This is a genomic window from Mesorhizobium sp. B2-7-2 (assembly GCF_006440775.1).
In the GTDB taxonomy this organism is placed as follows: domain Bacteria; phylum Pseudomonadota; class Alphaproteobacteria; order Rhizobiales; family Rhizobiaceae; genus Mesorhizobium.
In genome coordinates, this window is record NZ_VFTZ01000008.1 from 55,516 (window position 1) to 78,462 (window position 22,947).

Here is a 22,947-nt window from a genome sequence, read left to right on the forward strand (position 1 = left end):
TCGAACAGCGATCTAGCGCAGAAGCCGCCCAAAAGACACAGACAGCGCGCGTGCTAGCTCGCAGAGTTAGCTATCGCAATTGCCAAGGAGTTCACTATCGAGATATTACGCTGTGGGACATGTTAAAAGGGGGTGAGAATGCAAGCGACACAGGTAAAACACACCATTGAAGAGTTAATCGCTCTTCGTAAAAACAGCATGCTTGCTGCAAATCCTGAATATCAACGAGGTGCGGTTTGGAATCGAATCCATCAGAAGAAATTGATCGATTCGATAATGCGAGGATATCCGTTGCCGGTGATTTATCTACACCACATTAAGAAAGGTGTCGGAAACTACGCTCGCGATGATTTCGAGATCATTGATGGCCAGCAGAGAATCAACGCGATCTACGAGTTCTTTGAGGGTGCGTTTTCTCTTTTTCATCCTGTAAGTGACGAGCATGTGGCCCGTTTTCCTGCCTTCGTTAAAACGCAGCCATGTCCTTGGGGTGGGCTGACATTCGATGGACTTTCAAATGACCTAAAGCAGCTGTTTCTCAAAACCGAAATCCCGGTCGCAATGATCGAGACTAACCAACATAATGAAGTGCGGGATTTGTTCGTACGACTTCAGAGTGGATTGCCGTTGAATCATCAGGAAACGCGTGATGCGTGGCCTGGGAATTTTACGGAATTTGTCCTAAAGCTTGGTGGCAAGCCGGAACTCCCTCGATACCCAGGTCATCCGTTTTTTACAAACGTTCTTGGGATGAAGCCGATATCTGACCGCGGAAAAACCCGCCAGTTAGCCGCGCAATTGACGATGCTTTTTCTAACAAGGCGAGAAAACGGTGCCGACACCTTTTGCGATATAAACGCCGAAGCAACGAACGCTTTTTACTATGATCATCTTGATTTCGACAACGCTTCGCCAAACGCTCAACGTCTTCATGGCATTCTGACACGTTTGGAAAGAATGCTGGTTCCTGGGAAGCATCCAAAGCTACGTGGTCACGATGCCATTCACGCGGTCCTGCTCGTTGATGCGTTGATTGATGACTACCCTCCAAATTGGGAAGACCGTTTTCCCAACGCGCTCGATAAGTTCCTGGAAGGTTTGGCAAAAGGCAAAGCTGCCAATGACGCAGGGATTGCTGATGAGTTCTGGACACAGTACGGACAGTGGACTCGTGTGAGTTCCGATCGCGGAGAACACATTTCCCGACGACACCGATTTTATGTAGAAAAGATGTTCCAATACCTTCAGCCGCTCATACCCAAAGATCCAACGCGACTTTTTGGAGAGGTGGAGCGTACAATCCTTTTTTATGCACAAGGAAAGCGCTGTGCAGTTTGCGATGGTTCGGTGGATTGGAGCGATTCTGAAGTGCATCACGTCCATGAGCACTCGGCTGGAGGACCTACAACTCTCGAAAACGGCGCTTTAGTACATGTAGCTTGTCATCCCAAGGGAGCCGGCCAGACTGCGGCATTCGCAGAGAAATTCGCAAAGCAAAAGGCTGCAGATCCGGGGATACAGTTGTAGAGGGAGCGCCCGGATAGTGGTTCGGTCACAGGGTGGGGCGGTTCCTTTTTGATTTGAACAAAGTGCGGGGTCGCTGCGATCTTGCCTCACGCCTGCGCCACCAGCCAGTCCCTGACCCTGCGCGCATTCTCGCTGAGGTCGCGGTTCTTCGGCCAGATGACGTGGAAGCCGATGCCGGTCCGCATGACATGATCGGTCACCGGCACCAGCAGCCCTGATGCCACCAGCCGCTCAACCAGATGCCGCCACCCGAGCGAGATGCCTTGTCCCTCCATCACCGCTTGGATCACCAACGCATAATCGTTGATGCGCAGGCCGCGTTCGGCGTTGCGCAGGCTGGTTCCGGCCGAGGCGAACCATTCGTCCCAATTCGGCGCCTCGCGATAGGGTTCCTCGAGATGGATCAGCCGGTGCGTTGCCAATTCCTCGACCGTCTTCGGCTTGCCGAATTTGGCGAGATAGCTCGGGCCGGCGACCGGGAAGATCTCTTCGTCGGAGAGCGACAGCGAGTGATAGTCCGGCCAGTCGCGCGGGACGCCGCCGCGCACGCCGAGCGGAATCCCCTCGGCGATGATATCGAGGTCGCGGTCGGCGGTCTGGATACGCAGGTCGATACCCGGCAGTTCGTCGCGGAACTGCTGCAGGCGCGGCATCATCCAGAACGAGCCGAAAGCCGTCGAGGCGGCTAACGTCACGTGCCCGCCGGTCGCCTGCAGGCGCAGATCCTCCGCCGACTTGCGGATATGCGACAGGCCGAGCGAGACGTCGGCATGGAAGCGCTCGCCGGCTTCCGTCAGAAGCACCTGGCGGTGGCGCCGCTGGAAGAGCTTGGCGCCGAGCTGCTCCTCCAGCCCGCGCACGGCATAGGAAACGGCGGCCTGCGTCATGCCGAGCTCGCGCCCAGCGGCGGTGAAGCTCGACAGCCGCCCGGCGGCTTCGAAGACGATGAGGCTGCCGGCCGAGGGCAGGAGGTGGCGCAGGCTTCGCATAAGGTGAACTTATACAGAAGATCAGGATTTTCCAGCGTCACAGCCATATTTTGCCTCGCTAACGTGAGTGGCGGGAAGAAGGAGCCTCCATGAACGCACCGGCCGTTGAATTGACCGAACAGACCCACCGCCGCGGCGGTGGCCGTCTTGGCCGCAAGGCGCTGAGAAGCGCGCCGATCGCGTCCTTCCCGACCCTTGTGCGCAAGATCCCCGTCTATGAGATCGTGCCCGACGAGGCGGTGGAGCTGATCCACGAGGAATCGCTCAAGATCCTCGAGGAGGTGGGCTGCGAATTCCGCGACGACGGGGCGATAGAGCTCTGGAAAGCGGCCGGCGCCGATGTCAGGCAAACGCGCGTCCGCATCGACCGCGCGCTCTTGATGGAACTCGTCTCGAAAGTTCCGCCTGAGTTCACGCTCAACGCGCGCAATCCGGAGCGCACCGTGCGCGTCGGCGGCAAGAACTCGATCTTCGTGCCGATGTATGGCGCTCCCTATATCCGCGACGTCGACAACAAGCGCCGCTACGGCACGCTCGCCGACCTCAACAATTTCCACAAGATGGCCTACATGGCGCCGGCGCTGCATTCGTCGAGCTCGGTCATCTGCGAGCCGATGGAAATCGCGGTGCCGAAGCGGCATCTCCACATCATCCATTCGGCGCTGAAACATTCCGACAAGCCGTTTATGGGCATCGTGACGTCGAAGGAGCGCGCCGAGGACACGATGGCGATGGCTGGCATCGTCTTCGGCGAGGACTTCGTGCGCGACAACCCGGTGCTGGTGGCGATCACCAACTGCAATTCGCCGCTGGTCTGGGACGCCACCATGATCGACGCCATGCGGGTCTATGCGAGCCACAACCAGCCGCTGATCCTGGCGCCTTTCGCGCTGTGCGGCGCCTCGACCTCGGCCTCCGCCGTCGGCGCGGTGGCGCAGGTCAACGCCGAGGCGCTCGCCGGCGTGGCGCTCACTCAGCTCATCCGGCCCGGCTCGCCGCAGCTCTACGGCCAGTTCATGGTCACAGTCGACATGAAGACCGGCGCGCCGATGGGCGGCACGCCGGAAGCGGCGCAGATGATGTATCTGATGGGCGCCCTGGCCAGGAAATACAAGCTGCCGTGGCGCACCTCCGGCTTCCATGTCGGCTCCAAGCTCAACGACGCCCAGGCCGGCTATGAAGCGAACATGCTGATGCATGCCGCGATCCTTTCCGGCGCCAATTACATCTGGCATTCCGCCGGTTGGCTGGAGGCGGGCCTCACCTGTGGCTATTCGAAATTCGCCACCGACTGCGAGCAGCTCGTCGGCTGGTATAAATATGCCGGCGGCGTTCCCTTCGACGATTTCAAGGAAGCGATGGCGGCAATCCGCGAGGTCGGCCCGCAAGGGCATTTCCTCGGCACGCAGCACACGCTCGAGCATTTCGAGAGCGCCTTCTTCATGCCCAACATCATGGACTTCAATTCGTTCGAGCAGTGGAGCGCCGAAGGCGCCAAGGACCACGATACGCGCGGCCGCGAAAAGGCGCGCGCCATGCTGGCCGACTACCAGGAGCCGAAACTCGACGAGGGCATCGCCGAGGGTCTCGCGGATTTGATCGCGCGGCGTGAGGAAAAGCTGCCGGACAGCGTTAGTTGATGCAGATCAACGACAGTTGAAACCAACCGGGCGAAGACCTGAAGAAATCAATGGGAGAACGAGAATGACACTTTTCAGAAGCAATGGCGACCGGGTCCCGGCCGCTATCGAGGCGATGGCGAAGGAGGCGCGGGCGGGCCGCGTCGACCGGCGCGAATTCCTGGCCCTGGCAAGCGCCTTCGGCGCATCGACGGCTTTCGCCTATGGCATGCTCGGCCTTGCCGCGCCGACCAAGGCCCTAGCCGACGAGCCCAAGAAGGGCGGTACGCTGCATGTCGCGATGTCGGTCAAGGCGCAGAAGGATCCGCGCACCTATGATTGGACGGAGATGGCAAACGTCACCCGCACGTGGCTGGAACCGCTGGTGCGCTACACGCACCAGTTCACTTTCGAGCCGGTGCTGCTCGAAAGCTGGGACGTCAATGACGACGCCACCGAATACACGCTGCATCTGCGCAAGGGCGTGACCTGGAACAATGGCGATGCCTTCAACGCCGATGATGTGGTTTTCAATCTGAATCGCTGGTGCGAGAAGGGGGCGTCCGGCAATTCCATGGCGGCTCGTGTCGGCGCGCTGATCGATGCCAAGACCGGCAAGGCCAAGGACGGCGCGATCACCAAGGTCGATGACCATACGGTCAAGCTGAAGCTCAACGAAGCCGACATCGCGATCATTCCCGGCCTCACCGACTATCCCGCCTTGGTCGTGCACCGCGACTTCGACAAGGACGGCGCCGATCCGATCAAGAAGCCGATCGGCACCGGAGCTTTCGAGCTGGTGTCCTATTCGGTTGGTCAGAAGGCGGTGGTCAAGCGCCGCGAGAACGGCAAGTGGTGGGGCGGCGAAGCGCCGCTCGACGGGGTGGAATTCATCGACTACGGCACCGACTTCAACGCCACGCTCAACGCCTTCGATTCCGGCGAGATCGACCTCGACTTCGAAACGCCGGCCGATTTCATCGACCCGCTCGACAAGATGGACCTGGTGAAGTCGGAGGTCGCGACGGCGACCACGCTGGTCGCCCGCACCAACATCACGCACAAGCCCTATGACGACAAGCGGGTGCGCAACGCGCTGCAGATGGCGGTCGACAACAACCAGGTGATGCAGCTCGGCTACAATGGCCGCGGCACGGTCGGTGAGAACCATCATGTCGCCCCGATCCATCCCGAATACTACCCGCTGCCCAAGAAGGAGCGCGACGCCGCCGGCGCCAAGAAGCTGATGGCCGACGCTGGCCAGGCCGATTTCGAGCATGAGCTGATCACGGTCGAGGACGAATGGCAGAAGAACACCGGCGATGCGATTGCCGGCCAGCTGCGCGACGCCGGCATCAAGGTGAAGCGCACGGTGCTGCCCGGCTCGACCTTCTGGAACGACTGGACGAAATATCCCTATTCGATGACCATCTGGTACATGCGCCCGCTCGGCGTGCAGGTGCTGGCGCTCGGCTACCGCACCGGCGAGGCCTGGAACGAGACGGCCTATTCCAACCCCGAGTTCGACGCCAAGCTCAAGGAGGCGCTGTCGCAGATCGACGTCGCCAAGCGCAAGGAGGTGATGAAGGATGTCGAGCAGATCCTGCAGGATTCCGGCGTCATCATCCAGCCTTTCTGGCAGAAGCTCTACTGCCACATGAACAAGAAGGTGAAGAACTATTCGATGCACCAGACCTACGAAATGGACTTCCAGAACGTCTGGCTGGATGCCTGAGCGCGCCTGGACTTCATGAGCCGCAAAAAAGCCGGTATGCAGGATGCGTGGTGGCTATCTCGCCGCCACGCACCGAACCTCGGAGATCCTGCATGAAGCCGATAGTGCTTGCCGCTGCCATGTCGATTGCCTTGCCCGGCGCCGTGCTTGCCGGGCCGGCTTCCAACACTGTGAAGTTCTTCTATGTGCCGGAAGTGAGGTTCGAGGCGGACGCCAAATACCGCGACCGCTTCACCGAGCCGGTGACCAAGCTGTTCGAAGCCAACGACAAGGCGCAGAAGGAGAAGCCCGACGAGGTGTCCTGCATCGACTTCGACCCCGGCCTCGACGCCCAGGACTTCGATCAGAAGACCCTGTCGAAGACGCTGAAGCTCACCGAGGCCGTCAATGGCGACACCGCCGAGGTGACGGCAAGCTTCAATCTTTTTCCGGAAGGCGATGACTCCAAACGCGAAATGGTGTGGTCGCTGAAGAAAGTGGACGGCAAGTGGAAGATCGCCGATATCACCTCAAAGACCAGCGACTGGAAGCTCAGCGCGCTGGAATGCGGCGCCTCGACGGAGTGACGCCGTGCTTCGCTGGTTCGTCCTCGTGCTGTCGAGCTTGTCGATGCTGGCCGCGGGGCTGAATGGCGGAGCCTCGGCGCAGGCGCTCTTCGGCTCGCCGCCCCCGAACGCGTCTTCAGGCGACAAAGCGCCAGCGGATAATAGTTCGCCGCCAGCGGTCGACAAGTCGCCGCCTGCCGCGGCGCCGGAAAGCAAGCCGGCCGAACCGGCGCCCGTCGCACCTGTCCTGCCCGGATCGCCGACCGCGGTGGTGAAGCCGTTCTACGAACATGTCGGGCTGGAACTCGACCCTTCTCAGCGCAAGAACTTCATCGATCCGGCGAAAACCGTGCTCGACAAGAGCGATGCGCTACGCGTCTCGGGGCAGGGCGAGTGCCTCGACCCCAACATGGCGCTCGACAATGCAGATTACGACAAGCTCGCCATCGACCGGAGCCTGCGCACCATCGAAGCCGTCAATGGCGACGAGGCCAAGGTGGTCGTCGCCTTCGTCGTCGAAGGCCATCAGCATCGCTTGGAATGGAAGCTGAAGAAGGTCGGCGGCGCCTGGAAGGTCTCCGACCTTCTGTCGGTCACCGGCGAATGGGCGCTCAGCCAATATCAGTGCGAATGATAATGGTTATTGAAGATCAGGGCTGGCGTTCCTTCGCGCGCTGTCTCGCCAGCCTTTCGCAACAAATTTCAGCCCCTTCCGCGATAAGGCGCAACGCCGGTATCCGGCAGCCATACGTCCTTCGGCGGCGCGCCGGTCTGCCAGAAGACGTCGATCGGAATGCCGCCGCGCGGGAACCAATAGCCGCCGACGCGCAGCCAGAGCGGCTTGGTCGCCTCCACGATGCGGCGGCCGATCATCACCGTGCACTCCTCATGGAAGGCGCCGTGGTTGCGGAACGAGGTCATGAACAATTTCAGCGACTTCGATTCCACCAGTGTCCGGTCGGGCGCGTAGTCGATGACGATGTGGGCGAAGTCGGGCTGGCCGGTGACCGGGCACAGCGAGGTGAATTCGGGGCAGGTGAAGCGCACGATCGCCGGCGGGCCGTCGCCGCGCTGGAACGGCACGGTCTCCAGGACCGCCTGTTCGGGGCTCTGTGGCGTCTCGACGTGCTTGCCGAGCTGGGTGAGGTTCTTGGCGTCGGTCATGGTGGCTCCTTGCTGCCGCAAGCCAATCGGGCGCGGCTGTTGGCGGCTCCTTAACACAATTGAAATGGCAGGAAGAAGATGACCAGCAACGACCCGCTTCTCCAACCCTATCAGCTCAAGCACCTGACGCTGAAGAACCGGGTGATGTCGACCAGCCATGAGCCGGCCTATTCCGAGGACGGCATGCCGAAGGAGCGCTACCGGCTTTATCATGCCGAGAAAGCCAAGGGTGGCATGGCGCTGACCATGACGGCGGGCTCGGCGATCGTCTCGCGCGACAGCCCGGCCGCCTTCGGCAACCTGCATGTCTATGACGACAGGATCGTGCCGTGGTTGGCCGAACTCGCCGATGCCTGCCATGAACATGACTGCAAGGTGATGATCCAGATCACTCATCTCGGCCGTCGCACCGGCTGGAACAAGGCCGACTGGCTGCCGGTGCTGTCGGCCTCGCCGGTGCGCGAGCCGGCGCATCGCGCCTTCCCGAAGACCATCGAGGAGTGGGACATCGAGCGCATCGTCGCCGACTATGCCGCGGCCGCGCAGCGCTGCCAGGCAGCCGGGCTCGACGGCATCGAGTTCGAATCCTACGGACATCTGATGGACGGCTTCTGGTCGCCGCTCACCAACCATCGCGACGACGAGTTCGGCGGCTCGCTCGACAACCGGCTGCGCTTCACCGACATGGTGCTCGACGCCGTGCGCGCCGCGGTCGGTAAAGAATTCATCGTCGGCATCCGCATGGTCGCCGACGAGGACGTCGAAAAGGGCATTTCGAAGGAAGTTGGCGTCGAGATCGCCAGGCGCTTGGCCTCATCCGGCAAGGTCGATTTTCTCAACATCATCCGCGGCACGATCGAGACCGACGCGTCGCTGACCAAGGTCATCCCGGTGGCCGGCATGCGGTCCTCGCCGCATCTCGATTTCGCCGGCGAGGTGAGGGCAGCGACGAAGTTCCCGACCTTCCATGCGGCGCGCATTTCCGATGTCGCCACGGCCCGCCACGCCATCGCCACCGGCAAGCTCGACATGGTCGGCATGACCCGCGCCCATATCGCCGATCCGCATATCGTCCTGAAGGTGATGGAGGGTCGCGAGCACGAGATCCGGCCTTGCGTCGGCGCCACCTATTGCCTCGACCGCATCTATGAGGGCGGCGAGGCGCTTTGCGTCCACAATGCGGCGACCGGCCGCGAGGCGACCATTCCGCATATCATCGCGAAGAGCGAAGGACCGAAGAAGATTGTTGTGGTGGTGGGCGCTGGCGCCGGCGGTCTGGAGGCCGCCCGCGTCGCGGCCGAACGCGGTCATCAGGTGACGGTGCTCGAGGCCTCCAGCCAGGCAGGCGGCCAGGTGAGGCTCGCAACCCAGAATCCACGCCGCAAGGAACTGATCGGCATTATCGACTGGCGATTGGCCGAGCTCGACCGCCTTGGTGTCGAGATCCGCTACGACACCTGGGCCGAGAAGGACGATGTGCTGGCGCTGGCGCCGGATGTGGTGATCGTGGCGACCGGTGGGATGCCGCAGAACCCGCCGCTGACGGCCGGCGACAATCTGGTGACCTCGAGCTGGGACATCATGGCTGGGAGCGTCAAGCCGGCCGAGAATGTGCTGCTTTACGACGACAATGGCGGCCATCAGGGCATGGGCGCCGCCGAGCTCATCGCCAACAGCGGCTCGAAGCTGGAACTGGTTTCGCCCGAGCGCTTCTTCGCGCCGGAAATGGGCGGCATGAACCACGTGCCCTATATGCGCGCCTTCCACGAAAAAGGCGTCACCGTCACCATCAACACCCGCCTGCGCTCGGTGCGGCGCGAGGGCAATCAGCTCGTCGCCGAGCTGGCATCGGACTTCGCCGAAGGCTGGCGCGGCGAGCGGCGCGTCGACCAGGTGGTGGTCGAGCATGGCACCGTACCGCTCGATGATCTTTATCTGTCGCTCAAACCCCTGTCGAAGAATTGCGGTGCCGTCGATTATGAGCGGCTGGTGAGCGGCGGCGACATCTTCCCCGCTCGCAATGCCGAAGGCGGCTTCGTGCTGTTTCGCATCGGCGACGCTGTCGCCTCGCGCAACATCCACGCCGCCATCTATGACGGCATCCGGTTCGGGATCAGGATCTGAGGGTTGTGACGCGCAACGGACCTTTGCAAGGAGAGCCACCTGCCGCTTTGGTCCGTTGCGCGCCGCGCCCGGTCGGTTTTGCCGGCCGTGCGATTTCAAAACAGCTTGGCAGACGCCATGCAAAACACGGTGATGACCAGCAGCCCGCCGGCAATGCGTTCGCCTCTGGTCATCTTCGCCCGCAGCTGGGTTTGCGTCGCCTGATCGGCACCGGCCAGCTGTCTGCTGGCGGAGGCGACAAGCGCGCCCTGCACGCCGGCGGCGACCAGCGCCGTCAAAATGCCCAGCGCCAGCACCTTCTCCATCGAGCCGAAAGCCCCCTCGTGGAAGAAATACCAAAGCAGTATGCCGGTCAGGAACGCCAGGCCGGAGGCGCCGAGCTGCGGTCGGATGAAGCGCTCCGCCTTGATCTCCGGATCGCGCGCAACCGCAATGGTTGTGCCGGCCCAGAACACGCCGGCCATGACGTGCAGACCGATGGTGACGATATAGACATATTGCATGACCGCATTCCTCTCTGCCGCCCGCCGCGCGTCGCAGCATGTCGACGCCATCAATAAGACAAAGTTAGATATCTAACGGTTAGATGTCAATCATGAAGCCAGGTTTCATGTTCCAATCGCTTTGCTCTACTGTCAGGTCATGACACCGTTTGACCGTCCGCCCGTCGGCATGACTCTGGCTCGCACCTCGAAAGTGGTGGCGCAGGCTTTCGACGCCGCGATGGTCGAGGCCGGCGGAACGCTGCCGGTCTGGGTGACCTTGCTATCGGTCAAGTCGAAGGAACTGGCGAACCAGCGCGAGCTTGCCGGCATGATCGGTATCCAGGGCGCGACTCTCACCCACCACCTCAACGGCATGGAGGCGCAAGGGTTGCTGACGCGCCGTCGCGATCCGGAAAACCGCAGGGTCCATCAAGTGGCGCTGACGGAAGCCGGCGAAGCGCTGTTCGAGAAACTACGGCTTGCGGCGGTCGCCTTCGACAAGCGTCTGCGGGCTGGCATCCCCGATGACAAGCTCGCCGAATTCACTGAGGTGCTTGCGGCGCTTAGGCGCAACGCCGAGCTGCCTCAGTCGTAACCCGTGATCGCGCCGAAGGCGTAGTGGCGCAGCTTGAGCGCCGCGATCAGCGCCGTCAGTTTCGTCTTGCCGTCAAAAGCGTCCTGGAACATTTCGTCATGCATGAGCAGGATCAGCTTGTTCGGCTTGGCGAAATGGCCATAGCCGAACAGATGGTCGATCTCGCTGACCAGATGGTCGATGCTCTGCACCGGCTTGCCGCTGTCTTCATGCACCCATTCGTGGTCCCAGCCGTAGAGCCAGAAGCCGGAGGCCGCGACGAATTCGTAGTCCGGATCCTCGCGACCCGCCTCCGCCAGCCCGAGCGAATTGTCGTCCTTCGAGTAATTGGGCAGCCGGAACACGTCGCGTCCCGGCAGCCGCGCATGCACGGCCGGCTTGAGGCCGAGCACGGCATTGGCCCTGAGCATATCGGCGACAACACCTTCGGTATCGCCGTAAAAATGCCGGTAGTGATTGTAGGCATGGCTGTAGCTGTGATTGCCGATCGTCACCAGCGGCACCGATTTTGCTCGTTGCAGCAACGCCCGGTTGGTTGCGTTCGCCTCGGCGTGCATGCCGACCATGAACAGCGTCGCCGGCACCTGCTCGGCCTGCAGCACGTCGAGGATGTTGCTGGTGCCGTTCAGCGGACCGTCATCGAAGGTGAGATAAATGGTGCGATCGGCGGCCACTGCCGGCGATGCGATCGACAACAGCAGCGGCAGGATAAGACGAAGCGGCATCCGCGAGATCCGGTTGCGGTCTCTCAGGCCGCCATGGCTGAACCGACGTGTCAAGCTGGTTGAAGACTGGGCTAGTTAGGCCAAGCTGCCGTGCAGCACCTTCAGCTTCGCCTTCTTCGGGCTGCGCGCCAAAAGCCATTCGCGCGCTTTGTCCTGCGGCATCGGAAAGGCGATGGAATAACCTTGCACCTGGTCGCACCCGATCGCCATCAGCGAGTCGAGCTCGGCCTCGGTTTCGGCGCCCTCGGCGACGATCGAGATGCCCAGCCCCCGCGCAAGCTCGGTGATGGCGCGTACGATCTTGGAGTTGTCGCCGTTCTCGTTGATGTTCTGGACGAAGCGGCGGTCGATCTTGAGCCGGTCGATCTCGTTGGGGTTGACGTGGCTGAGCGAGGCATAGCCGGTGCCGAAGTCGTCAAGCTCGAGATGCACGCCGGCGGCGCGGATGTGGCGCAGCTTCGCGGCGATCCCGGTCTTCTCGTCATCGAGGATGACGGATTCCACGATCTCCAGCGCCAGCTTCTGTGGGGGCAGCCCGGCCCGCTCCAGCGTGCCGAACAGGAAGGCGTCGAAATCGGGCTCGCGCAGCTCCGTGCCCGAGACGTTGACGGCGAGGCGCCCGAAATCGATGCCGGCGCGGTTCCATTCGGCGGCTTCCTCGATCGCTTTGGCGATGACGATGCGGCCGATATCCGGCATGAAGCCGCATTTCTCGGCGACGGGGATGAATTCGCCGGGCGAGATCATGCCGCGCGTCGCGTGCTTCCAGCGCACCAGCGCCTCGATGCCGCTGATCTTGCCGCTGGTCAGCGATACCTGCGGTTGGAAATAGACCTCAAAACTCTTGTTGGCGATCGCCGTGCGGATGTCCTGTTCGAGCTGTTTGCGGTAGTCGAGCTCGCGGCGCAGTTCCTCGGAGAAGAAGGAGAAGTTGCCGCCGCCGAGCTTCTTGGCGGAATAAAGCGCGAGATCGGCATGGACGAGCAGGTCCTGCGCGTTGTCGGCGTCGACCGGATAGACGGCGATGCCGGCGCTGGCGCCGGGCATGATGGTCGTGCCCTGGAACGTGATCGGCTCGTTGATCTCGCCGAGAATGCGCTTGGCCAGCGCATGAATGTCCTCGGTGCTGCCGGCGCCGTTGAGGATCATGACGAACTCGTCGCCGCCGAGCCGCGCGCACAGATCCGACGCGCGGCAGGAATCGCGCATGCGCTGCGCGGTCACCACCAGCACGTAGTCGCCGGCGGCATGGCCAAGCGTGTCATTGATCTGCTTGAAGCGATCGAGATCGAGCTGGATCACCGCTAGCCGCTCGCGGCGGCGGTGCGCGCCCTTGATCAGCGTTTCGAAATGGTCGGTGAGGAAGGTGCGATTGTGCAGCCCGGTCAGGCCGTCATGCACGGCGATGAAAGCCATCGAGTTGCGCGCGTCGACCAGCTCGCGCGTCTTGCGCAGGATAGCGTTGGACATCGGCCGGAAGATGAACAGCGCGACCAGCACGATGACGCCGAGGGTGGCGAAGAACAGCGTGCGGTGCAGGTTGAGCAATTGACCGGAGCGTTCGTCGGCAAAGGCGCTGATGCGCTGGCCGAGCGCGGCATAGCCGGACAAGGTCGCATTGGCGACGGAGGCGTCGAGGCCGGCGCGCTCGGTGCCGCCCTTGTAGCCGTCGCTTTGCATGCCGAGTTGGGATCCGAAAGACGAGGCCAGTCGCTCGCCGTTGGCCACCAGGCCGACGGAGAAATAGTCGAGATGGAACGGCTTGCTGAACAGCACATATTCGATCGACTTGGGATCGTTGCGCGCCGGCGACAGCGGGTCGGCGCCGGTCTCGGTGAGCAGCCGGTCGTAGTTGGTCTCGAACTCGCCGGTCGCCTGCTTGAGCGCGGTCACCAGCGCCGGCTGCTTGTCGCGCGAGGCAGCACCCGTGGCGCTGGCCAGGAACACGATGCGCTGCGACAGCGCCTTCTGCGTCGAGACGATGTCGAGCAGTGCGTCGTTATGTTGCTGCTGCGCCATCAACTGCTGCAGAAGAATGAAGGACGCCACCACCATGGCGGCGATGATCGTCAGCGCCAGCCAGTAGCCGGTCTTGATGAGCAGGATCAGCGTGCGTGAAACGCTCTGCACTGGCTGCTGCGACATAACTGGGTGACCCCTCCGGTCGACGGATTCCTGCCAAGGATTCGTGGCGGGTAAATGCTTGCCTTGAAAGGGTTAACAGGTCGGCAAGGGGGAGCGGCGGCTGTCATGGCGGTTCGACAATGCTTGCAAGATGGTTATCACGTCCTTTCCCGCACCCCGTTTTTTTATCGTATTGCCGCCCCGCCATCGCAGGGATTGCGACCGGGCTTTCGCAGCGCCACCGAAGCGGTCGCTTTTGCGATGGATTTTTCGTGCCCGTAGCGCGACAGTCCGGCCTCGAACCGAACAGGGCCGGACTATGAGCAAAGCATTCCTTTCCTATATCGACAGCGAGCTTCAAGGCCTGAAATCGGCCGGACTCTACAAGTCCGAGCGGGTGATCTCCTCGATGCAATCCGCCGAGATCGAGGTCGGCGGCGAAAAGGTGCTGAATTTCTGCGCCAACAACTATCTCGGCCTCGCCGACAGCCCGGATTTGCGCGATGCGGCAAAGCACGCGCTCGACCGCTACGGCTACGGCATGGCCTCGGTGCGCTTCATTTGCGGCACGCAGGAGGAACACAAGCAACTCGAAGCGACGATCTCCTCCTTTCTCGGCATGGACGACACCATCCTCTATTCTTCCTGCTTCGACGCCAATGGCGGCCTGTTCGAAACGCTGCTCGGCGAGGAGGACGCCATCATCTCGGATGCGCTGAACCACGCCTCGATCATCGACGGTGTGCGGCTCTCGAAGGCCAAGCGTTTCCGCTACGCCAACAATGACATGGCCGATCTCGAGGCCCGGCTGAAGGAGGCCAAGGACTGCCGCTTCCGGCTGATCGCCACAGACGGCGTGTTCTCGATGGACGGCATCATCGCCAATCTCAAGGGCGTCTGCGACCTCGCCGAGAAATACGACGCCATGGTCATGGTCGACGACAGCCATGCGGTCGGCTTCGTTGGCAAGAACGGCCGTGGCTCGGCCGAGCATTGCGGCGTCGAGGGCAGGGTGGATATCATCACGGGCACGCTCGGCAAGGCGCTGGGCGGTGCCTCGGGCGGTTACACGTCGGGCAAAAGCCAGGTGGTCGACTGGCTGCGCCAGCGCTCGCGCCCCTATCTGTTCTCCAACACGCTGATGCCGGCGATCGCCGGCGCCTCGATCAAAGTCTTCGACCTGATCCGCCATGGCGACGCGTTGCGCGAGCGCCTATATGCCAATGCGGACCGGTTCCGCTCCAGGATGGGCAAACTCGGCTTCACGCTGGCTGGCGCCGATCATCCGATCATCCCGGTGATGCTGGGCGACGCGGCACTGGCGCAGGAGATGGCGCAGCGCATGCTGAAGCGCGGCATCTATGTCATCGGCTTCTCCTTCCCGGTGGTGCCGAAAGGCCAGGCGCGCATCCGCACGCAGATGTCTGCCGCCCATTCCAGCGCCGACATCGACCGCGCGGTCGAAGCGTTCGGGGCGATCGGCAAGGAACTGGGCATAATTGGATAATCGCGAATGTTTACGCTCTACGGCGCCCCTTTGTGGGGGAGATGTCCGGCGGGACAGAGGGGGGCGAGAAGGAACGCAAGCCTCCGCATTGTTTGGAGAGACGCATGTCGAACATGATGAAGGCGCTGGTGAAGGCCAAGGCCGAGCCGGGCATCTGGATGGAAGAGGTGCCGGTGCCGGAGATCGGCCCCAACGACGTGCTGATCAAGGTCAAGAAGACCGCGATCTGCGGCACCGACGTCCATATCTACAATTGGGACCAGTGGGCGCAGAAGACGGTGCCTGTGCCGATGGTGACCGGCCACGAATTCGTCGGCACGGTCGCTGATTTCGGCGCAGCGGTCACCGAATACAAGGTTGGCCAGCGCGTCTCGGGCGAGGGCCACATCGTCTGCGGCCATTGCCGCAACTGCCGCGCCGGGCGAGGACATCTCTGCCGCAACACGCTCGGCGTCGGCGTCAACCGTCCCGGCGCCTTCGGCGAGTATCTGGCGATCCCACAGCACAATGTCGTGCCGATCCCCGACGACGTGCCGGACGAGATCGCCGCCATCTTCGATCCCTTGGGCAATGCGGTCCACACCGCCTTGTCCTTCGATCTGGTCGGCGAGGACGTGCTGGTCACCGGCGCAGGCCCGATCGGCATCATGGGCGCGCTGGTGGCGCAATGCGTCGGCGCCAGAAAGGTCGTCATCACCGACATCAATCCGGTCCGGCTGGATCTGGCGCGAAAACTCGGCGTGCAGCACGTCGTCGACGCCTCGAAGGAAAAGCTGCGCGACGTGATGCCGTCGATTGGCATGAGCGAAGGTTTCGACGTCGGGCTGGAGATGTCGGGCGCGGCTCCCGCTTTCCGCGACATGATCGACACCATGAACAATGGCGGCAAGATCGCCATCCTCGGCATCGCGCCGACCGGCTTCGAGATCGACTGGAACAAGGTCATTTTCAAGATGCTGCATCTCAAAGGCATCTACGGCCGCGAGATGTTCGAGACCTGGTACAAGATGATCGCCCTGGTGCAAGGCCCGCTGGATGTCTCGGGGCTGATCACCCATCGCATCGGGATCGACGATTTCCAGGTGGGGTTCGATGCGATGAGGAGCGGAAATTCCGGCAAGGTGGTGATGGACTGGTGAGGGGCTGAAGAGACGTCGAGTTCCTTCGCCCCCTCTGTCCGGCAGGACAGAGGGGGGCGCTGTCCCGCCGGCCTCTCATCTACTTTCCCTCCAAAGCCCCTTCCAGCGCAGCCACCCCTCTCGCAATCGCCACCCGCTCGTCCACACTCAGCCTCCCCAGCAACTCCCTTTCAAACGCCTTCGCCAGCGGCACCATCTCGCGATAGGCCGCGAGCCCAGCCCTGGTCAGCGCCAGGCGCTCTACGCGGCGGTCGTTCTCATCCGGCGTGCGCGTCAACCACCGCCGCCGTTCCAACTCGGCTACCGCGCGCGACACCTTGGTCTTGTGCATGGCCGACTGTTCGCCGAGTTCGGTCGCCGTCATCGTGCCCCGCTCGCCAAGTCCCGACAGCGTGCGCCATTCCGGCCGCGTCAGACCGTGGCGCTCCTTGTAGATGCGCGAAAATTCGCGGCTGACGGTATCCGCCAACCGATAGAGTCGGTAGGGCAGGAAGCTTTCCAGCTCGAGGATTTCCATGGTCGCACCGCGAAAGCGTCAGCCGTTGATAGTTACATTTTCAATGGTTACAAATGAAACCAGTTTGGTCAACATCGCCGGCAGGCCAGGTTCTTGAAGCTTGCAAGTCGGGATCAGGGAGGATCGGATGGGCTTTTCCTACATGCCGGGTTTCGGCAATGATTTCGAGACCGAGACGCTGCCCGGGTCGCTGCCGCAGGGCCGCAACTCGCCGCAGCGGCCGGCCTACGGCCTCTATGCCGAGCAGCTTTCGGGCTCGCCCTTCACCGCGCCGCGCGGCACCAACGAGCGCTCCTGGCTCTACCGCATCCGTCCGAGCGTAAAGCACACCGGCCGATTCAAGGGCGCCAGCTACCCCTTGTGGAAGACCGGGCCCAATATCGGCGACCACGAGCTGGCGCTCGGCCAATACCGCTGGAACCCGACGCCGATGCCGACCGAGCCGACCGACTTCATATCCGGCATGCGTACCTTTACCACCGCCGGCGATGCGGTTGGCCAGTCGGGCATGGCCGCGCATGTCTATGTCGCCAACCGGTCGATGGTTGACGATCATTTCTTCAACGCCGACGGCGAGTTGCTGGTCGTGCCGCAGGTGGGCGCGCTGCGCTTCGTCACCGAAATGGGCGTGATCGAGCTTCGCCCCGGCGAGATCGCGGTGCTGCCGCGCGGTCTCGTCTTCAAGGTCGAGCTCGCCGACGAGGAGGCACGCGGCTATGTCTGCGAGAATTACGGCGCCAAGTTCACCATGCCCGACCGCGGCCCGATCGGCGCCAATTGCCTGGCCAATCCGCGCGACTTCAAGACGCCCTGCGCCTGGTTCGAGGAGAAGGAGACGCCCTGCCGGCTGATCGTCAAGTGGTGCGGCGCCTTCCACGTCACCGAACTCGGCCATTCGCCGCTCGACGTCGTCGCCTGGCATGGCAACTACGCGCCCTACAAATATGATCTGGCGACGTTTTCGCCCGTCGGCGCCATCCTGTTCGACCACCCCGATCCATCGATCTTCACCGTGCTGACGGCGCCGAGCGGCGAGGAGGGCACGGCTAATGTCGACTTCGTCATCTTCCCGCCGCGCTGGCTGGTGGCCGAAAATACGTTCCGTCCGCCCTGGTACCACCGCAACATCATGAGCGAGTTCATGGGCCTGATCCACGGCCAGTACGACGCCAAGGAGGAAGGTTTCGTGCCCGGCGGCATCAGCCTGCACAACCAGATGCTGGCGCATGGCCCGGACGCTTCCGGCTTCGAGAAGGCGACGCGCGCCGACCTGAAGCCGGTCAAGCTCGACAACACCATGGCCTTCATGTTCGAGACGCGCTTTCCGCAGATGCTGACGCGCTACGCCGCCGAGCTCGGCACCTTGCAGGAGAACTATATCGACTGCTGGGCCGACCTGAAGAAGCGTTTCAACGGCACCCCGGAAGGCGACTGGTCTTGAGGCACGCCCGATGAATGACCGGCTGGTGCTTCTGGGCTCCAAGGGCGGCCCGGCGTTGCGGCCGGGCGGTCCATGGCCGACCTCCTCGCTGCTGGAACTCGGTGGACGAACCATTGTTGTCGATTGCGGGCTGGGCGTCACGCGCGGCCTGGTCGATGCCGGCCTAAACCTGAAGGCGCTCGACCTGATCTTCGTCACGCACCTGCATTCGGACCACGTTCTGGAACTCGGGCCACTGATCCACACCGCCTGGACGGCGGGGCTGGCGACGCCGGTGACCGTTTTTGGCCCACCCGGCACGGGGCATTATTGGCAATGCTTCTGCCAGGCGATGGAGTTCGACATCGAGATCCGCATCATCGACGAAGGCAGGCCGGACATCCGCGACCTGATCACGGTCGGGGAGTTCGGCGAAGGGTCGGTTCTGGACGAGCGAGGTCTGACGGTGACTGCGTTGCGCGTCGACCATCCGCCGGTCACCGACTGTTTTGCGTTGCGTTTCGAGCAGGGCGGCAAGAGCGTGGTATTTTCCGCCGACACTGCCTTCTTTCCGCCACTGGCTGAGTTTGCCAAAGGAGCCGACATCCTTGTCCATGAGGCCATGCTGGAGGAGGGCGTGGAGCGACTGGTCGCCCGCACCGGCAACGGCGCGCGGCTGCGCGAGCATCTCCTAGCCAGCCACAGTTTTGCCGACGAAGCAGGCCGCATCGCCAGCGAGGCCGGGGTGAAGCGGCTGGTGCTCAACCATCTGATACCAGCCGATGATCCGGCAATCGGCGAGGCCGACTGGACCGCCGCCGTCAGGAAAACTTGGTCCGGCGACTTGACGATTGCCCGCGACGGCCTTGTTGTGGGGCTAAGCGGTCAGAAGGCCGCATCAGGAGAGGAAACCGCATGAAGCTTGCCACATTGAAGAACGGGACGCGCGACGGAAAACTGGTCGTGGTCTCGCGCGATCTGACGCGGTTCACCGACGCTTCCTTCCTGGTGCCGACGCTGCAGGCCGCGCTCGACGATTGGCGCCGCATTGCGCCGCATCTGGCGGCCATGGCCGAATCGCTTGAGACCAACGCAGTTCCCTCGGCGCGTTTCCACGAGCACGACGCGCATTCGCCGCTGCCGCGCGCCTATCAATGGGCGGACGGCTCGGCCTATGTGAACCATGTCGAGCTGGTGCGGAAGGCGCGCGGCGCCGAGATGCCGGCAAGCTTCTGGACCGACCCGCTGATCTACCAGGGCGGTTCGGACTCCTTCATTGCGCCGCGCGATCCGATCCGCATGGCGGACGAAACCTTCGGCATCGACATGGAGGCCGAGGTCGCCGTCGTCGTCGACGATGTGCCGATGGGCGCCAGTCTGGAACAAGCGAAGCAGGCAATCCGCCTCATTATGCTGGTCAACGACGTCACGCTGCGCGCCATCACCGGGCCGGAACTGGCCAAAGGCTTCGGTTTCTTCCAGTCGAAACCCTCGTCGGCCTTCTCTCCGGTCGCGGTCACGCCCGACGAGCTGGGCGATGCCTGGGACGGCGGCAAGGTCAATCTCTCGCTGTTGGTCGACGTTAACGGCAAGCCGTTCGGCCGCGCCAATGCCGGCGTCGACATGACCTTCGATTTCCCGACGCTGATCGCGCATGCCGCGAAAACCCGGCCGCTCGCCGCCGGCAGCATCATCGGCTCGGGCACCGTCTCCAACAAGCTCGACGGCGGCCCGGGCAAGCCGGTTTCGGCGGGCGGTGCCGGCTATTCCTGCATTGCGGAACTGCGCATGATCGAGACCATCGAAGGCGGCGAGCCGAAGACGCCCTTCCTGCGTTTCGGCGACACGGTGCGCATCGAGATGAAGGACAGAACCGGCCATTCGATCTTCGGCGCCATCGAGCAGAAGGTCGAGAAATACGAGGAGTGAGGGGAGCATTGACCCGGTGACCATGCTGGAGCACCTGCGCCGCATGGCGCGCAACAATCTCTGGTCGAACGACCGGCTCTATCGTGCCGTGCTGGCGCTTCAGCCCGGCGAGTTCGAGGCCGGGCGCACCAGCTTCTTTCCGTCGATCGGGGAGACGCTTAACCACATCCTGGCAGTCGACCTTCTCTATCTCGACTTCCTGACCAACGGTGGCCTCGGAGCCTCGGCTTATGATGATTTCGTGCCCTTCAACGACGCAGTCGGGCTGTCCGAGGCACAGGCCGATTTCGACCGCAAGCTGATCGCCTTTTGCGACGGTCTGTCCGAGGCCGATCTCGATCGTCGCGTCATCACCGACCGGCGCGAGGACGGCATGATCCCCGAGCGGATCGGCGACATCCTCGCGCATGTCTTCTTGCACGACATCCACCACCGCGGGCAGGTGCATGCCATGCTTTCCGGCACCTCGGTCGCGCCCCCGCAGCTCGACGAATTCCTGCTCGACTATGACCTGAAGCTCAGAAAGGATGAAGTCGAGCGACTGGGGTTGTGAACGAGACGACCTGAAGAGGGCATTTCGATAATTTCGATGCGGCCGGCCAACCAGGCGGAAAGGAGATTGTTCGATGGCAAAGTCTAAGCTGAACATCACGAAGCCAGACAAGGAATTCCAGCCAGGCAAGGGCTTCACGAAGGAAGACTGGGACACCGTTTCCGACAATCCCGAGTGGACTGAGGAGGACTTTCGAAACGCTCGTCCCTTCACCGAGGTCTTTCCCGACCTTGCCGAAAGCATTCGCCGATCGCGTGGCCGACCGGCGCTCGACAATCCGAAGAAGCAGGTGACGCTGCGGCTCGATAGCGACGTGATTGCCCGCTTTCGCGCCGGCGGACCCGGCTGGCAGAGCCGGATCAACGATATCCTGCGCAAAGCCGCCGGCCTCCAAAAGTAGCTCGATCGCATGGCGTCAGGCCAATGCGACCTCATAACGGGCGAAATGCGGGTCCGATGTCAGGATTGCAAGCTTCTCCATTTGCGCTTGTGCAATCAGCAGCCGGTCGAATGGATCGCCGTGGTGCAGAGGTAAGTCGCCGACTGCGTGCGCGTGCTGCAAGGTAACGGCCAGGGGCTGAAACCGCATCCTCGGCAGCAACACCGGCAGATCGTCTGACGCTTGAAGCTTTCCAATTGACCGTTTGATGGCGATCTCCCAAACGCTTGCCGCGCTGGCGAAGACCACTACCTCCGATGCGAGGATAGCGCGATGGTGGCCGCTGAGGCGTCGATCGTCCGAAATAGACCAGAGGATGATATGCGTATCGGCGAGAAACGCGCCGGTCGTCATTTGACGTACTCGTCCCATTCGGGACCGAGTTCGTCAAAGTCGTCCGCAATCCAGATCTTGCCCTTCAAGGCGCCGATACGCGGCAGCGGTTCCACGACTGCCGGGGGTACAATACGCGCGGCCACCTTGCCGTGGCGCGTCAGCACGATCTCCTCACCGGCTTCCGCGCGGCTTACGAGCTCCGACAATTTGGCCTTAGCTTCGGCGATGGACACATTCATGGACGCGATCCTTTATGACCATAATTTAGGTCATAATTGATCGCGCCGCAACAATCTGAATCGAGCGGCTTAGGCCGCCTTGCCGTCCAGCTTGATCACGCCGCGCTTGATCTGGTCCTGCTCGATCGATTCGAAGAGCGCGCGGAAATTGCCTTCGCCAAAACCTTCGTCGCCCTTGCGCTGGATGAACTCGAAGAAGATCGGGCCGATCACGGTTTTGGAAAAGATCTGCAGCAGGATCTTGGTCGTGCCGCCGTCAACGACGCCTTCGCCGTCGATCAGGATGCCGTGCTTCTTCATGCGCTCGATCGGCTCGTCGTGGCCGTGCACGCGCTCATGCGACATCTCGTAATAAGTGTCGGGCGGGCCGGGCATGAATTTCAGCCCGTTGGCGGCGAGCTTGTCGGTGGCCTCGTAGATCGCATCGGTGCCGACCGCGATATGCTGGATGCCCTCGCCATTGTACTTCTTCAGATACTCGGCGATCTGGCTGGTCTCGTCCTTGGACTCGTTCAGCGGAATGCGGATCTTGCCGCAGGGCGAGGTGATGGCGCGGCTGACAAGGCCGGTGATCTTGCCGTCGATGTCGAAGAAATGGATCTGCTTGAAGCCGAACAGGTCGCGATAAAAATCCCACCATTTGTCCATGTTGCCGCGATAGACATTGTGGGTGAGGTGGTCGAGATAATAGAAGCCGACGCCTTCGGGCTTCGGGTCGCGCTCGCCCAACCACTCGAACTCGGCGTCATAGGCCGAGCCTTTCTCGCCATGGGCTTCGATGAAATAAAGCAGCGAGCCGCCGATGCCGACGATGGCCGGCACGTCGAGCGCCTTGTCGGTTCCCTCATAGGGCGTGGCACCCTTCGACACGGCATGGTCGAAGGCATGTTTGGCATCGACCACGCGCCACGCCATCGAGGCGGCGCAGGGGCCGTGCTTTTCGACGAACTTCATCGCATGCGAGCCGGGCTCGGCATTGACGACATAATTGATGTCGCCCTGGCGCCAGACTGTGATGTCCTTGCTGCGGTGCCTTGCGACCGCGACATAGCCCATGCGGGTGAACAAATCCGCGAGCTTTTCGGGCTCCGAATGCGCGAACTCGACGAATTCGAAACCGTCGGTGCCGGCCGGGTTTTGCTTGTTGATCTTGGCTGGCGGGGCGTCGTGCGGGAAGGGGCCCATGGCAGTCCTCCGAAAGCTGTTGCGGCCGTGCTTGGCCGATTTTCGCGATGA

23 protein-coding genes are annotated in these 22,947 nt (G+C 62.3%); 14 read left to right on the forward strand and 9 right to left on the reverse strand.

The genetic code is table 11. The features are described from left to right. Nucleotides 1-138 precede the first annotated feature (138 nt). Nucleotides 139-1,527 (forward strand): DUF262 domain-containing protein, encoded by a 1,389-nt coding sequence (locus FJ425_RS13005; RefSeq protein ID WP_140723935.1) that lies wholly within the window; start codon nt 139-141, stop codon nt 1,525-1,527. 86 nt (nt 1,528-1,613) lie between these two features. Here the strand turns inward: FJ425_RS13005 and FJ425_RS13010 are convergent, their stop codons facing one another. Continuing rightward, nucleotides 1,614-2,516, reverse strand: a complete 903-nt coding sequence (locus FJ425_RS13010; RefSeq protein WP_140634096.1) for a LysR substrate-binding domain-containing protein — start codon at nt 2,514-2,516, stop codon at nt 1,614-1,616. An 89-nt stretch (nt 2,517-2,605) separates the two neighbouring features. Between FJ425_RS13010 and FJ425_RS13015 the strand changes: the two genes are divergently transcribed. The 4 genes from FJ425_RS13015 to FJ425_RS13030 all read left to right on the forward strand — a co-directional run bounded on the left by FJ425_RS13015 (nt 2,606) and on the right by FJ425_RS13030 (nt 7,049). Further along, nucleotides 2,606-4,156 carry a trimethylamine methyltransferase family protein gene (locus tag FJ425_RS13015; protein WP_140634094.1) on the forward strand — a complete coding sequence of 517 codons (1,551 nt, stop codon included), beginning with the start codon at nt 2,606-2,608 and terminating at the stop codon, nt 4,154-4,156. Between the two features lie 64 nt (nt 4,157-4,220). Continuing rightward, a complete protein-coding gene (locus tag FJ425_RS13020) occupies nt 4,221-5,870 on the forward strand; it encodes an ABC transporter substrate-binding protein (protein ID WP_140634093.1) in 1,650 nt (549 codons plus the stop codon). A gap of 92 nt (nt 5,871-5,962) precedes the next feature. Continuing rightward, complete coding sequence (locus tag FJ425_RS13025) at nt 5,963-6,436, forward strand: DUF3828 domain-containing protein (protein WP_140542723.1); 474 nt, start codon at nt 5,963-5,965, stop codon at nt 6,434-6,436. A gap of 4 nt (nt 6,437-6,440) precedes the next feature. Further along, complete coding sequence (locus tag FJ425_RS13030) at nt 6,441-7,049, forward strand: hypothetical protein (RefSeq protein WP_246673485.1); 609 nt, start codon at nt 6,441-6,443, stop codon at nt 7,047-7,049. A gap of 68 nt (nt 7,050-7,117) precedes the next feature. Here the strand turns inward: FJ425_RS13030 and queF are convergent, their stop codons facing one another. Next, a complete protein-coding gene (gene queF, locus FJ425_RS13035; protein ID WP_095818451.1) occupies nt 7,118-7,579 on the reverse strand; it encodes a preQ(1) synthase in 462 nt (153 codons plus the stop codon). 78 nt (nt 7,580-7,657) lie between these two features. Between queF and FJ425_RS13040 the strand changes: the two genes are divergently transcribed. Continuing rightward, complete coding sequence (locus FJ425_RS13040; protein WP_140634091.1) at nt 7,658-9,703, forward strand: NADH:flavin oxidoreductase; 2,046 nt, start codon at nt 7,658-7,660, stop codon at nt 9,701-9,703. A 95-nt stretch (nt 9,704-9,798) separates the two neighbouring features. On the opposite strand, the gene FJ425_RS13045 is transcribed toward FJ425_RS13040, so the two are convergent. Further along, nucleotides 9,799-10,206, reverse strand: coding sequence for a hypothetical protein (locus FJ425_RS13045; protein WP_140634089.1), 408 nt, complete (start codon nt 10,204-10,206; stop codon nt 9,799-9,801). Between the two features lie 139 nt (nt 10,207-10,345). Here FJ425_RS13045 and FJ425_RS13050 point away from each other — a divergent pair, with 139 nt between their 5' ends. Continuing rightward, nucleotides 10,346-10,783, forward strand: a complete 438-nt coding sequence (locus FJ425_RS13050; RefSeq protein WP_140634087.1) for a MarR family winged helix-turn-helix transcriptional regulator — start codon at nt 10,346-10,348, stop codon at nt 10,781-10,783. Here FJ425_RS13050 and FJ425_RS13055 read toward each other — a convergent pair. Next, entirely contained in the window at nt 10,774-11,508 is a 735-nt protein-coding gene (locus tag FJ425_RS13055; RefSeq protein ID WP_140634085.1) for a polysaccharide deacetylase family protein, read from the reverse strand. The two genes, FJ425_RS13050 and FJ425_RS13055, sit on opposite strands and share 10 nt — an antisense overlap. Before the next feature lie 75 nt (nt 11,509-11,583). Further along, nucleotides 11,584-13,653, reverse strand: a complete 2,070-nt coding sequence (locus FJ425_RS13060) for an EAL domain-containing protein (RefSeq protein WP_140634083.1) — start codon at nt 13,651-13,653, stop codon at nt 11,584-11,586. Nucleotides 13,654-13,951: 298 nt separating this feature from the next. On the opposite strand from FJ425_RS13060, the gene FJ425_RS13065 reads away from it, so the two are divergent. Continuing rightward, nucleotides 13,952-15,139 (forward strand): glycine C-acetyltransferase, encoded by a 1,188-nt coding sequence (locus FJ425_RS13065; protein WP_140634081.1) that lies wholly within the window; start codon nt 13,952-13,954, stop codon nt 15,137-15,139. 104 nt (nt 15,140-15,243) lie between these two features. Then, nucleotides 15,244-16,278: an L-threonine 3-dehydrogenase gene (gene tdh / locus FJ425_RS13070; RefSeq protein WP_140546807.1), complete on the forward strand. Its 1,035-nt coding sequence runs from the start codon at nt 15,244-15,246 to the stop codon at nt 16,276-16,278. Between the two features lie 79 nt (nt 16,279-16,357). On the opposite strand, the gene FJ425_RS13075 is transcribed toward tdh, so the two are convergent. Then, nucleotides 16,358-16,795 (reverse strand): MarR family transcriptional regulator, encoded by a 438-nt coding sequence (locus FJ425_RS13075; RefSeq protein ID WP_140546806.1) that lies wholly within the window; start codon nt 16,793-16,795, stop codon nt 16,358-16,360. 127 nt (nt 16,796-16,922) lie between these two features. Between FJ425_RS13075 and hmgA the strand changes: the two genes are divergently transcribed. The 5 genes from hmgA to FJ425_RS13100 all read left to right on the forward strand — a co-directional run bounded on the left by hmgA (nt 16,923) and on the right by FJ425_RS13100 (nt 21,097). After that, on the forward strand, nt 16,923-18,236 hold the full coding sequence (gene hmgA / locus FJ425_RS13080; protein WP_140634079.1) for a homogentisate 1,2-dioxygenase: 1,314 nt from the start codon (nt 16,923-16,925) through the stop codon (nt 18,234-18,236). A gap of 10 nt (nt 18,237-18,246) precedes the next feature. Further along, complete coding sequence (locus FJ425_RS13085) at nt 18,247-19,134, forward strand: MBL fold metallo-hydrolase (protein WP_140634077.1); 888 nt, start codon at nt 18,247-18,249, stop codon at nt 19,132-19,134. Next, the gene (locus tag FJ425_RS13090; RefSeq protein ID WP_140634075.1) at nt 19,131-20,144 is read left to right on the forward strand and encodes a fumarylacetoacetate hydrolase family protein; all 1,014 of its coding nucleotides are present in this window, start codon (nt 19,131-19,133) and stop codon (nt 20,142-20,144) included. Before FJ425_RS13085 ends, FJ425_RS13090 begins: the two co-directional genes overlap by 4 nt. Nucleotides 20,145-20,160: 16 nt before the next feature. Further along, the gene (locus FJ425_RS13095; protein ID WP_140634073.1) at nt 20,161-20,697 is read left to right on the forward strand and encodes a DinB family protein; all 537 of its coding nucleotides are present in this window, start codon (nt 20,161-20,163) and stop codon (nt 20,695-20,697) included. A 73-nt stretch (nt 20,698-20,770) separates the two neighbouring features. Next, nucleotides 20,771-21,097: a BrnA antitoxin family protein gene (locus tag FJ425_RS13100; RefSeq protein WP_140634071.1), complete on the forward strand. Its 327-nt coding sequence runs from the start codon at nt 20,771-20,773 to the stop codon at nt 21,095-21,097. 15 nt (nt 21,098-21,112) lie between these two features. On the opposite strand, the gene FJ425_RS13105 is transcribed toward FJ425_RS13100, so the two are convergent. The 3 genes from FJ425_RS13105 to hppD all read right to left on the reverse strand — a co-directional run bounded on the left by FJ425_RS13105 (nt 21,113) and on the right by hppD (nt 22,896). Next, nucleotides 21,113-21,490, reverse strand: coding sequence for a type II toxin-antitoxin system VapC family toxin (locus FJ425_RS13105; RefSeq protein ID WP_140723938.1), 378 nt, complete (start codon nt 21,488-21,490; stop codon nt 21,113-21,115). Next, nucleotides 21,487-21,711, reverse strand: a complete 225-nt coding sequence (locus tag FJ425_RS13110) for a type II toxin-antitoxin system prevent-host-death family antitoxin (protein WP_140634067.1) — start codon at nt 21,709-21,711, stop codon at nt 21,487-21,489. Before FJ425_RS13110 ends, FJ425_RS13105 begins: the two co-directional genes overlap by 4 nt. A 69-nt stretch (nt 21,712-21,780) precedes the next feature. Next, nucleotides 21,781-22,896 (reverse strand): 4-hydroxyphenylpyruvate dioxygenase, encoded by a 1,116-nt coding sequence (gene hppD, locus FJ425_RS13115; RefSeq protein ID WP_140634065.1) that lies wholly within the window; start codon nt 22,894-22,896, stop codon nt 21,781-21,783. Nucleotides 22,897-22,947: the final 51 nt, after the last annotated feature.